Origin of the sequence: Heliorestis convoluta (assembly GCF_009649955.1) — a bacterium.
Taxonomy (GTDB): Bacteria; Bacillota; Desulfitobacteriia; order Heliobacteriales; family Heliobacteriaceae; genus Heliorestis; species Heliorestis convoluta.
Window position 1 is genome coordinate 771,600 of record NZ_CP045875.1, and the last position, 10,901, is coordinate 782,500.

A 10,901-nucleotide genomic window follows, 5' to 3' on the forward strand; every position below is an offset into this window, starting at 1 on the left:
ATGTATCCTTATTCTTTCGGAGGTTCTGTCTGTTCTGGCTGCTTCTCTTCTATCAGTTGATCGATGACTTCTACTTCTTTTACAATGCCTAGCTTTTCTTCGATAACTTCAATGCGAGCCACTAAGTCATCGTATTCTTGACGGGTAATTAGACCCATATCACCTCGAATACGAGTAAATTCTGTCTTAATGGTGTCAGAAATCGCCTCGCGTTGTTCACGACCTTTTTCCACCACTTCGCTGACTACTTTAGCCGCTTCTTCTTTGCTTAATTCACCTTTTTTAACTAGTTCTTCGGCCAGCTGTTCGGCCTTTTCTTTGGTAATTGTGATAGCACCAAGTCCTGCCATCATGGTCTTACGGAAAACGTCTTTCATCTTTTCATACTCTCCTTTCAGATGTCCAAAGGTTGGAAGGACACGGCTATAGAACCAGGTCCTGTATGAACAGCTATAACAGGTCCAACGGAGTGAATCGTTGGACTTGCTGCTGGGACAGCCTTTTGAATCATTGCTTGCATTTCTTTGACTTCAGCTTCGGCATTGACATGAGATAAAGCGATTCGTAAAGGTCCTTGCTGTTGCCAATTCTCTTGTATATACTCTGCTATTTTACGGTAGGCTTTTTTTCGAGTCCGAATTTTATCGTAAACTTCTACCTTCCCCTGATTTTGTAACCAAAGTACAGGTTTAATGCTAAGTAAGCTCCCAAATAGCGACTGCGCTCTGCCAATGCGACCACCACGATGTAAAAAGTCTAATGAGTCTAATAGAAGTAATAATTTATGCTTTTCTCGAGCTGCTAGAGCATTTGATACAATTTCTTGCAAAGCGAGACCCGAGTCAATACCTTGGCGAATCGATTCTAATTGAATTCGTAAGCCTGATACGGTTGACCATGAGTCAATCACATGAATATCTCGATTTTCTAGAGTACGAGCTGCCATGGAAGCTGATTGATAGGTACCACTGAGATTGGCTGACAGGTGGATAGAGATGACGGAACTTCCATCAGAAGTAAGTTGATCATAAAGTTCTTGGAATTCACTCATTGGTGGTTGTGAGGTTGTTGGTATAGGATTGGCATGACGAAGAAATTGTGCAAATTCTACATGATCCGTCTCTGCATCAAGTTGACTGTCATTGTTAGAAATAACACGTAAAGAAACAACGTGACATTGTAGAGACTTAATTTCTTCATTGGTAAGATAGGCTGTGCTATCTGTTACAAGATGAATGGTAGACAAGAATCTTTCACTCCTCGGTAGCCATACATAGCCTTCTTTATCATTATACCACTATTAACAATATTTTTAACCTTTGTTTTTACTTTCATCGTATAGCTTACAGAAAAATGGTCATATTATGAATGCTCCGCTTTTTGGTGGATATATCTCTCCCTGCCAGCGCTATATGCGCTGGATTTTTTTTGCGTTAAAAACCGGGCTCGTAAAGGCCCGGTTTAACGATACCGATAATGAATCTGCTTTTTCTTCATCAACATTGATCCAACATACATGGCTGCTGGGATGGCAACTGCATGAAAAGCAAACCAGCCTGGCTTCCCAAATTCAAAACCTGTATCATGAATCGCCGTTTTGCCACGGCGTTCCCACATATATTTCCCTCCTTTCTTCAATGATTCTATTTTTTATCTACCTATAGTGTAGGAAATAGATCTTCTAAATATCCTCGGAGAAGACTGGTTATTTTAACTTTTTTGCTCATATTCAAGACCTAAAATTTTTATTACTTCTTCATTGACGATCCCATCAACAGGCACGTTGTTTTTTTGCTGCAGATCTTTTATAGCTTCTTCGGTAGCGGGGCCAAATCGGCCGTCGCTATATCCAATATCATAGCCTTTTTCTCTTAATTTTCTTTGAATAAAAACAATGTCTTGACCTGTTTGCCCAATTCTATACTTTGACTTGCTTAAAGGAAATGTGCGATTGTCTATAACTTCAACGATTGTACCAACAGGAATCCAAGAGTAAATTTCTCCCACGTCATCGTTAAACATGCGAAAACATCCTTGGCTTTGGCTGTGTCCAATGCTCCATGGCTTATTGGTCCCATGGATACCATAAAGACCCCAGGGAACGTTAAAGCCCAGCCAATAACCACCGAAACCTCCACCCCAGCCTTTTTGTTTCTCTATAACTTTCCAGTCTCCAATGGGTGATGGTGTTTTTGCTTTTCCCGTAGAGATGGGATAGACCATATATACTTCACCATCAGAAAGTATCGTAAGTGTATGTTGTTGAATATCCGCTTGAATGGATACCTTTCCAGGGGGCGGTGGCGTAAAAGGTCTAGCTCCTTCTGCCTGAGCTACTTCCATAGGCGACTCCATCAATGGCCATGTCTCTTCTGTCACATAACCATCGATTTCAACACCTCGTGAATTTTGTAGCCTTTTTACGGCTTCTACTGTTTCAGAGTCATAAATACCGTGGATTGTACCTTCATAGAACCCTAGCTCTTTAAGTCGTTCTTGAAACTCTTCTACATCCGTCCCTTGTAGTGGTGGTACAGCCGGATAGAGAATCCTATCTTCTTCTAAACAAAAGATACACATTTCTTCTTCCAGAGCAATCCTTTCTTTCCCCTCTACATGGTTCCAGAGTAACCACCCACCACCAAAGATGGCTACGACCATAAGTCCCATGAGCATCCATCGGAACCTCTTAACATGAATGGCAACAAACATAGCCGTCTCCCTTCCCTTTTCTCTTCCTTTTCATAGTTTTGTCTAAGATCAATCATACTCTAGAACTTCTAACCGTATGATGGTGACAGGCTAGCAAAAAAGGGAGGAGTTTGTTGTGGCTAGTCTGATACGAAAAGGAGGGAGAAAAAGAGGTTTTATCTACGTAAGCACATTCTTTTTTCTAACCTGTACCCTACTGGCTTCCTGGTTTATGTGGAAACAAAATCAAATATCTTCCTTACAATTTATTGTCTATTTGAATGAAAGAGAAGATAAAACTGTTGTGGCTGAAGAGATTGATTATAGCCAGCTTGAACAAAAGATTAAAAGCTACCTTTATCGCTTTAGTGGTACCTATGGTCTCTATGTAGAAGATTTAGCTACAGGTGCAACGCTAGAAATTAATGCAGATAAATCTTTTCCTGCAGCAAGTGTTATCAAGGTACCACTTATACTTTTTTTATATTCATTAGCCATTGATGATCGTATCGATCTAGATGAGGAAATGGTTTTAGAAGCAGGGGATATTGAATCAGGTACAGGTATCTTAAAAACGGAAGCAGTCGGAACAACTTATACACTTCGCCAGTTGGCACAATATACGATAGAATATAGTGACAATAGTGCTACGAATATGTTGATGAGACGTCTCGGTAGAGAAAACTTTTATTTTTTTCTCCGTCTTATGGGTGCTGAAATCATTCCCCTCGGTCCTGGAAAGGGGAACATAATGTGCGCTCGTGATGCCGCTTTATATTTAAAAGGTGTCATGGCACTTCGAGAACTCCATCCTGAGTATGGTCAAGAAGTTCTCCAGTATTTACTCAATAGTAAGTTTGATGATCGCATTCCTGCTGGAATTCCTAAAGGTATTCAAGTAGCCAATAAAATTGGAACACAGGTAAATGTGGTCAATGACGCGGCCATTGTTCTTCTTAATGGAAAACCTTATGTGATTGCAATTCTCTGTAGCCATATTCATGAGCAAGAAGCAGTAGGAGCAATTGCTCAGATTTCAAAGCTCGTCTTCGAATACCACCGACAATATGTGCCTCTAGATATTTTTACCGAAGAAGAGGGTATTTCAAATTAAGTTGCAACTGCACACCTAATCATCTTCTGCATACCATGTAGTGGAAACGCTTTCCACCATTAACAGAGTTATGCAGAAAGGAGTGCTATAACATGGGTCACGCTTACGGCTTCTTCGGTGGCCTCCGTAACATCGCTGGTTTAGTCATAGCCTTAATCGTCATTGGAGCCTTTTTCCCTTGTCTTTTTGATCGCCGCTGCTAAATTCTAATTAATATTTCTTCTTTCAGAAGGGAGGCTTTTACTGTGAGCACAGCGGGAGTATATGGTGGTTTCTATGGCAACGATATTGTCGCTTTAGCCATTCTGATAATCATTATTGCAATTCTCGGAACAGCAAGTTGTTCTCCTCTTTGCCGATAAACAACTGTAACTTTTATAAAAAAGCAATCGCGATGCGATTGCTTTTTTTCTTTTGCTCTTTTTTTAATACTCTGGTAATATATTATTTACAATCCTCTGTACAAAGGAGACGTTATTTAATGAGTAGTAAGAAAAGTACTTCAATGATTTCTAAGATTCCTGGTTTTCGTACGGGTACGCCCTGGAAAATGGGCTTGGCTGCCGCATTTTATGTTTTTATTCTTTTCTATGCTTATCTTTTAACTACAAGTAGTTCAAACGAAAGCCCACAAGAAGCAGACATTACCAACAACGAGCAATCCATTCCGGTTACAGCTTCTGTGCAAGAACAACCAACTGAACCAGTACGCACTTTGGGTATTACAACAGATGAATTCAAAAGTAGTTTTAATGCATTAGCAACACTGGAAATCGGTGATCTTACAATTGATGAATTTGCCGTTACAGAAGGTAGAGCTCAAGATGTAGTGCGCTTTTCTTTTAGAGATCTTTACGAAATTATGGGTACTGTTAACAAAGATGACAATACCTTACGAAATATATCCATCATTGGTCCTGGTGGTGATGAGCTAGTAACGTATATTGAAGTGCTTATAGGCGCAACTGATTCTTCTATAGAGGGGGAAGGAATAGCGCTTATACTAGATGAGTTGGGCCTTCGTGGAACGAACTTCGACCTTTCGTCTATGAAAACAGAGTATGTTTATAATGAACATAAGTATATAATTTCCGGCACGAAAGTACTGGGACTTACTTTTACGATTCAACATCGTTTTGACAGGTAGATATTGATATTTGATTTTAGGATAGATAAAGGTCGCTGTAGCTACCTACGATTCATTGTAGGACCACAGCGACCTTTTTATGTACAATTATCTTTTGCTTGGTTTTTTTACAAACATTTCTTTAATTTTGAAGAATAAAGTACTTACGAAAATGATTGGCCAACCTATGAAAAGAAGTCCTTTATAATTTGTACTTAAATCTTTCCATTTACGGTCTACTTCTTCATTGGCTCTCATCCAGTACCAGAACAGGGCACCTAAAAGGTAATAGATAACAAAAATAAGCGATAAAGTTATTACTGTATTCAAGAAGACACCACCTTTTAATAAAGTTTATTTTCATGAACTACTCAATATTTTAACATGAAATTTGCTTTTCGTGTTAATGCTTACACCCTCTTTCATTATTTTAGGACGCTTTTTTATAACATCCTAGCAAAAGAAAGGTAAGAGAACACAGAGGAATTAATAAAATACTGTATTGACACATAGCTATTCATAATGCAAATAAGCTTCCCTCTGTATTCATCTATAGTTCATAATTTCTAAGCATTCGGTTTGCATTCAAGTAAAGTTTTTTTGTATAGTTATATATTAAGACGTTTATTGAGTTGCCTGTAAAACTTTTTGAAGCAGCTTTTTGGTTTTTAGTCTCGCTTTACTTTATCGGTATCGTCTTTGCTTGATTTAACAATTTCATAGAGTATCCAAAAGGCTCCTACGATAAGAACGACAATTCCAGCCCATCGATTAAATCCAAAAAGGAGGGCGCCTAAAAGCATTAAGATCAAGGCAGCGCCAATATGCTTTCCTTTTACTTTAACCCAAAACTCATCGGATATCACTCTAATCACCTCAGCTATAGTGTTCCTATAGGAGGGCAAAAATATTTGAGGATCCGTGGGATGCAAAAAAGTCTGTTATCATTGTAATTTGCAATGATAACAGACTGCTGTTATTCATATGGTGCGAAAGGAGGGACTTGAACCCTCATGGAGTTACCCACACGCCCCTCAAACGTGCGCGTCTGCCGATTCCGCCACTTTCGCATTCTCTATGGAGCCACTGGCCGGGATTGAACCGGCGGCCTTATCCTTACCAAGGATACGCTCTACCGACTGAGCTACAGCGGCATAAATGGCGCGCCCGGAGAGATTCGAACTCCCGACCTGCTGATTCGTAGTCAGTTACTCTATCCAGCTGAGCTACGGGCGCATTGTGTATGGAGCGGAAGACGAGATTCGAACTCGCGACCCTCGCCTTGGCAAGGCGATGCTCTACCACTGAGCCACTTCCGCATTTTTTTGGTGCGGTCGAGAGGACTTGAACCTCCACAGCCTTGCGACCACTAGAACCTGAATCTAGCGCGTCTGCCAATTCCGCCACGACCGCAATGTGAGGTAATGGTCGGAGCGACACGACTTGAACGTGCGACCTCTACCACCCCAAGGTAGCGCTCTACCAAGCTGAGCTACGCCCCGACAAATAATGGGGTGTGATGGTGACCCGTAGGGGATTCGAACCCCTGTTACCGCCGTGAAAGGGCGGTGTCTTAGACCACTTGACCAACGGGCCTTTTTGGTTGCGGGGACAGGACTTGAACCTGTGACCTTCGGGTTATGAGCCCGACGAGCTGCCAGCTGCTCCACCCCGCGTCATTATGGCTCCTCGAGTAGGACTCGAACCTACAACCTACCGGTTAACAGCCGGTTGCTCTACCGATTGAGCTATCGAGGAATATTGTTTTAGCTCAATGATTCTTTTCAGAGTATATTCCCTGAAAACTACACAGAGAAATAATAGCGATGTAATAGAGTAGGTTAAGTCCTCGACCGATTCGTACTCGTCAACTACACGCCTCACGACGCTTCCATCTCGAGCCGATCAACCAGGTCATCTTCCTGGGGTCTTACCTACTTACGTAGTGGGAAGTCTCATCTTTGGGTCGGCTTCGCGCTTAGATGCTTTCAGCGCTTATCCGGTCCCGACTTGGCTACCCAGCGCTGCATTTGGCAACACAACTGGTACACCAGCGGTCGGTCCACCCCGGTCCTCTCGTACTAGGGGCAGCTCCCGTCAAACTTCCTTCGCCTGCGATGGATAGGGACCGAACTGTCTCACGACGTTCTGAACCCAGCTCACGTACCGCTTTAATGGGCGAACAGCCCAACCCTTGGGACCTACTTCAGCCCCAGGATGCGATGAGCCGACATCGAGGTGCCAAACCTCCCCGTCGATGTGGACTCTTGGGGGAGATTAGCCTGTTATCCCCGGGGTAGCTTTTATCCGTTGAGCGACGGCTTTTCCACTCAATGCCGCCGGATCACTAAGCCCGACTTTCGTCCCTGCTCGACTTGTTAGTCTCGCAGTCAAGCTCCCTTCTGCCTTTACACTCGTCGACTGATTTCCAACCAGTCTGAGGGAACCTTTGGACGCCTCCGTTACTTTTTAGGAGGCGACCGCCCCAGTCAAACTGCCCACCTGACAGGGTCCTTACACCCGATGAGGGTGCCAAGTTAGAACTTCAGTGCATTCAGAGTGGTATCCCAACAGCGACTCCACGAAACCTAGCGGCCTCGCTTCTACGTCTCCCACCTATCCTGTACAAAATCCACCAAAATCCAGTGTCAGGCTACAGTAAAGCTCCACGGGGTCTTTCTGTCCTATCGCAGGTAACCCGCATCTTCACGGGTATTTCAATTTCGCCGAGTCCCTCGTTGAGACAGTGCCCAGATCGTTACGCCTTTCGTGCGGGTCGGAACTTACCCGACAAGGAATTTCGCTACCTTAGGACCGTTATAGTTACGGCCGCCGTTTACTGGGGCTTCGGTTCAAAGCTCTCACCTTTCCCCTTAACCTTCCAGCACCGGGCAGGCGTCAGCCTCTATACTTCACCTTTCGGTTTCGCAGAGACCTGTGTTTTTGTTAAACAGTCGCCTGGGCCTTTTCACTGCGACTCTTATCTTATTCGACAAGAGTACCCCTTCTCCCGAAGTTACGGGGTTATTTTGCCGAGTTCCTTAACGAGGGTTCTCTCGCGCGCCTGAGGATTCTCTCCTCGCCTACCTGTGTCGGTTTGCGGTACGGGCACTTGTTTTCTCCCTAGAGGCTTTTCTTGACAGTGTGGAATCAACAGCTTCGCTACTTAATTTCGCTCCCCATCAGACCTTCGAGTATTGCCGCGCGGATTTGCCTACGCGACCTCTACTGTCTTTGGCCATGCTCGACCAGCGGCATGGTCTGTTTATCCTCCTGTGTCACCCCATCGGTCAAACAAAAACTAGTGGTACAGGAATCTCCACCTGTTGTCCATCACCTACGCCTTTCGGCCTCGGCTTAGGTCCCGACTTACCCTGGGCGGACGAGCCTTCCCCAGGAATCCTTAGGCTTTCGGCGGGCAGGATTCTCACCTGCCTTTTCGCTTACTCATACCGGCATTCTCACTTCCATTTACTCCAGCCAACCTTTCAGTTGACCTTCTGCGCCAATGGAACGCTCCCCTACCCAGTGTATCTTAAATACACTGCCGAAGCTTCGGTGAACTGTTTAGCCCCGTGTCATTTTCCGCGCAGCGTCACTCGACCAGTGAGCTATTACGCACTCTTTCAATGGTGGCTGCTTCTAAGCCAACATCCTGGTTGTCTGGGCAACGCCACATCGTTTTCCACTTAACAGTTACTTGGGGACCTTAGCTGTCGGTCTGGGCTTTTTCCCTCTCGACTACGGATCTTAGCACTCGTAGTCTGACTCCCGGTGATAAATCGTGGCATTCTGAGTTTGACAGGGTTCGGTAACCGGTGAAGGCCCCTAGCCCTACCAGTAGCTTTACCTCCACGATTCTTACATCCGAGGCTAGCCCTAAAGCTATTTCGGGGAGAACCAGCTATCTCCAGGTTCGATTGGAATTTCACCCCTACCCACACCTCATCCGCCAACTTTTCAACGTTGGTCGGTTCGGGCCTCCACGTAGTGTTACCTACGCTTCACCCTGGACATGGGTAGATCACCTGGTTTCGGGTCTGCAACTACGAACTTTTTCGCCCTTTTCAGACTCGCTTTCGCTTCGGCTTCGGCCTCTTCAGCCTTAACCTTGCTCGCAATCACAACTCGCCGGTTCATTCTACAAAAGGCACGCCGTCACACTTATATAAGTGCTCCGACTGCTTGTAAGCATACGGTTTCAGGTTCTATTTCACTCCCCTTCCGGGGTGCTTTTCACCTTTCCCTCACGGTACTGGTTCACTATCGGTCGCTGAGGAGTATTTAGCCTTGGATGGTGGTCCACCCGGATTCCGACGGGATTTCACGTGCCCCGCCGTACTTGGGATCCCTTCTAATCTCTTTCGCTCTTTCGTCTACAGGGGTTTTACCTGCTGTGCCGAGCCTTTCCAGACTGCTTCGACTAGAGCAATTGAGACCGTTGTGAAGGTCCCGCAACCCCATACCTCATAAGAGATATGGTTTAGGCTTTTCCCCGGTCGCTCGCCGCTACTGGGGGAATCTCGTTTTGATTTCTTTTCCTCCGGGTACTTAGATGTTTCAGTTCCCCGGGTTGTCCTCGTACACCTATGGATTCAGTGTACGATACTTGGATATGACTCCAAGTGGGTTGCCCCATTCGGGTATCCACGGTTATAACGCCTGCTTGCGGCTCACCGTGGCTTTTCGCAGCTTACCACGCCCTTCTTCGACTCTCAGCGCCAAGGCATCCACCGTATGCCCTTAGTAACTTAACCTGCTTTTTGGAAGTTTTTTAACCGCAGAGACGCAGAGGTCGCAGAGGGTTTTAAAGGTTTGAGCCTTTATACGCCTTGTTACTTCTTTGTTTCTTGCGATTATCTTCCGAAGTTTTATTACATCGCTTTACTTGCTTTCTCTGTGCAGTTTTCAAGGAACAATTTGTTGGGGTTCTTCCTCAGTGCTTCGAGTCGACTTGAGTTATTATATCTTAATAATTCCTCTGCGTTCTCTGCGCCTCTGCGGTTTTCCCCTGCTATACCTCGGCAAAGCTTTCGCTCTGCTCGATCTGGCAACGTTCTACTCTCCCAGGGGCCAACGCCCCAAGTACCATCGACGCTGGAGGACTTAACTGCTGTGTTCGGGATGGGTACAGGTGTATCCCCTCCGCCATCGTCACCAGATCTTTTGTTGTTTTGTTTTGTTTCCTTTGTTTTTGAGCCCACAAAAAATCGCAAGGGTTTTTGTCCCTAGCGTTTTAATGGTCCAAAAATAAAGTTGGTGGAGATGAGCGGAATCGAACCGCTGACCCCCTGCTTGCAAGGCAGGTGCTCTCCCAGCTGAGCTACACCCCCACGGTGTTATGGTGGGCCTAGATGGACTCGAACCATCGACCTTACGATTATCAGTCGTACGCTCTAGCCAGCTGAGCTATAGGCCCGTTTTTGGATCTGGCAACGTTCTACTCTCCCAGGGGCCAACGCCCCAAGTACCATCGACGCTGGAGGACTTAACTGCTGTGTTCGGGATGGGTACAGGTGTATCCCCTCCGCCATCATTACCAGATCTTTTGTTGTTTTTTGGTTTTTACCGCAGAGGCGCTGAGGTCGCAGAGGATTTAATAGTATTAAATCTCTTCTCTGTGCTCTCTCTGTCTCTGTGGTTTTCCCAATCGGAACTAGAAGTTTACACTGCCGAATCGTTAGATTCAAGCTGTAATTTTTTCCAGTCCCTCAAAATCAAACAGTTGTGTAAGTGCGTGCGATTCATTGACTGCCTACCTTTTCTCTACTTGCTTCCTATTTAATAGCTTACCTTTAAGGTTCCTAATAAAGGATTCCCTGAAGAAGTCTTACTAAACAGGTTGCTTGCAAAGAGGTGTAAGCAGCTTCGACCTTGACATATGCAGGCTTTCTGTTTCTCTCTGTAGTCGATTGCTCAACCACAGCTTCCACAGCCCTGCATTGTCTCCTTAGAAAGGAGGTGATCCAG

At 44.9% G+C, this 10,901-nt stretch carries 8 protein-coding genes, 11 tRNA genes, 3 rRNA genes and 1 other annotated feature (1 of these 23 only partly in view); of the genes, 2 read left to right on the plus strand and 20 right to left on the minus strand.

All coding sequences use genetic code 11. The features are described 5' to 3' along the window. Window positions 1–8 precede the first annotated feature (8 nt). The 4 genes from FTV88_RS03550 to FTV88_RS03565 all read right to left on the minus strand — a co-directional run bounded on the left by FTV88_RS03550 (window position 9) and on the right by FTV88_RS03565 (window position 2,676). On the minus strand, window positions 9–377 hold the full coding sequence (locus FTV88_RS03550) for a phasin family protein (RefSeq protein ID WP_153724440.1): 369 nt from the start codon (window positions 375–377) through the stop codon (window positions 9–11). Between the two features lie 17 nt (window positions 378–394). After that, window positions 395–1,246 (minus strand): DegV family protein, encoded by an 852-nt coding sequence (locus tag FTV88_RS03555; protein WP_153724441.1) that lies wholly within the window; start codon window positions 1,244–1,246, stop codon window positions 395–397. A 215-nt stretch (window positions 1,247–1,461) separates the two neighbouring features. Then, complete coding sequence (locus FTV88_RS03560; protein ID WP_153724442.1) at window positions 1,462–1,617, minus strand: hypothetical protein; 156 nt, start codon at window positions 1,615–1,617, stop codon at window positions 1,462–1,464. A gap of 93 nt (window positions 1,618–1,710) precedes the next feature. Continuing rightward, window positions 1,711–2,676 (minus strand): L,D-transpeptidase family protein, encoded by a 966-nt coding sequence (locus FTV88_RS03565; RefSeq protein ID WP_162007883.1) that lies wholly within the window; start codon window positions 2,674–2,676, stop codon window positions 1,711–1,713. A gap of 151 nt (window positions 2,677–2,827) precedes the next feature. Here FTV88_RS03565 and FTV88_RS03570 point away from each other — a divergent pair, with 151 nt between their 5' ends. After that, window positions 2,828–3,805: a serine hydrolase gene (locus FTV88_RS03570; protein WP_153724444.1), complete on the plus strand. Its 978-nt coding sequence runs from the start codon at window positions 2,828–2,830 to the stop codon at window positions 3,803–3,805. A 481-nt stretch (window positions 3,806–4,286) separates the two neighbouring features. Next, window positions 4,287–4,952: a hypothetical protein gene (locus FTV88_RS03575; protein ID WP_153724445.1), complete on the plus strand. Its 666-nt coding sequence runs from the start codon at window positions 4,287–4,289 to the stop codon at window positions 4,950–4,952. A gap of 87 nt (window positions 4,953–5,039) precedes the next feature. Here the strand turns inward: FTV88_RS03575 and FTV88_RS03580 are convergent, their stop codons facing one another. The 16 genes from FTV88_RS03580 to rrf (FTV88_RS03655) all read right to left on the minus strand — a co-directional run bounded on the left by FTV88_RS03580 (window position 5,040) and on the right by rrf (FTV88_RS03655) (window position 10,475). Continuing rightward, the gene (locus FTV88_RS03580) at window positions 5,040–5,261 is read right to left on the minus strand and encodes a hypothetical protein (protein WP_153724446.1); all 222 of its coding nucleotides are present in this window, start codon (window positions 5,259–5,261) and stop codon (window positions 5,040–5,042) included. A gap of 338 nt (window positions 5,262–5,599) precedes the next feature. Beyond that, complete coding sequence (locus FTV88_RS03585; RefSeq protein ID WP_153724447.1) at window positions 5,600–5,806, minus strand: hypothetical protein; 207 nt, start codon at window positions 5,804–5,806, stop codon at window positions 5,600–5,602. Window positions 5,807–5,916: 110 nt separating this feature from the next. After that, a tRNA-Leu gene (locus tag FTV88_RS03590) sits at window positions 5,917–6,001 on the minus strand. An 8-nt stretch (window positions 6,002–6,009) separates the two neighbouring features. Then, window positions 6,010–6,085: transfer RNA gene (locus tag FTV88_RS03595), tRNA-Thr, on the minus strand. Between the two features lie 5 nt (window positions 6,086–6,090). Continuing rightward, window positions 6,091–6,167, minus strand: a tRNA-Arg gene (locus FTV88_RS03600). Window positions 6,168–6,175: 8 nt separating this feature from the next. Beyond that, a tRNA-Gly gene (locus tag FTV88_RS03605) sits at window positions 6,176–6,250 on the minus strand. A 7-nt stretch (window positions 6,251–6,257) separates the two neighbouring features. Then, window positions 6,258–6,344 (minus strand) — tRNA-Leu (locus FTV88_RS03610). A 12-nt stretch (window positions 6,345–6,356) separates the two neighbouring features. After that, window positions 6,357–6,433: transfer RNA gene (locus FTV88_RS03615), tRNA-Pro, on the minus strand. Between the two features lie 18 nt (window positions 6,434–6,451). Then, window positions 6,452–6,527 (minus strand) — tRNA-Glu (locus FTV88_RS03620). 4 nt (window positions 6,528–6,531) lie between these two features. After that, window positions 6,532–6,607: transfer RNA gene (locus tag FTV88_RS03625), tRNA-Met, on the minus strand. A 6-nt stretch (window positions 6,608–6,613) separates the two neighbouring features. After that, window positions 6,614–6,689, minus strand: a tRNA-Asn gene (locus FTV88_RS03630). A 79-nt stretch (window positions 6,690–6,768) separates the two neighbouring features. After that, a 23S ribosomal RNA gene (locus FTV88_RS03635) occupies window positions 6,769–9,688 on the minus strand. Between the two features lie 288 nt (window positions 9,689–9,976). Further along, window positions 9,977–10,093, minus strand: a 5S ribosomal RNA gene (rrf, locus tag FTV88_RS03640). Window positions 10,094–10,188: 95 nt separating this feature from the next. After that, window positions 10,189–10,264 (minus strand) — tRNA-Ala (locus FTV88_RS03645). A 9-nt stretch (window positions 10,265–10,273) separates the two neighbouring features. Next, window positions 10,274–10,350: transfer RNA gene (locus tag FTV88_RS03650), tRNA-Ile, on the minus strand. An 8-nt stretch (window positions 10,351–10,358) separates the two neighbouring features. After that, window positions 10,359–10,475, minus strand: a 5S ribosomal RNA gene (gene rrf / locus FTV88_RS03655). 423 nt (window positions 10,476–10,898) lie between these two features. Then, window positions 10,899–10,901 (minus strand) — a sequence feature (16S ribosomal RNA rRNA prediction is too short) (it continues 639 nt past the right edge of the window).

Excerpts from the sequence above, each read along its gene's own strand:
- FTV88_RS03550 (WP_153724440.1), bottom strand. The coding sequence starts at position 377 with ATGAAAGACGTTTTCCGTAAGACCATGATGGCAGGACTTGGTGCTATC.
- FTV88_RS03560 (WP_153724442.1), bottom strand. The coding sequence starts at position 1,617 with ATGTGGGAACGCCGTGGCAAAACGGCGATTCATGATACAGGTTTTGAA.
- FTV88_RS03565 (WP_162007883.1), bottom strand. The coding sequence starts at position 2,676 with ATGCTCATGGGACTTATGGTCGTAGCCATCTTTGGTGGTGGGTGGTTA.
- FTV88_RS03575 (WP_153724445.1), top strand. The coding sequence starts at position 4,287 with ATGAGTAGTAAGAAAAGTACTTCAATGATTTCTAAGATTCCTGGTTTT.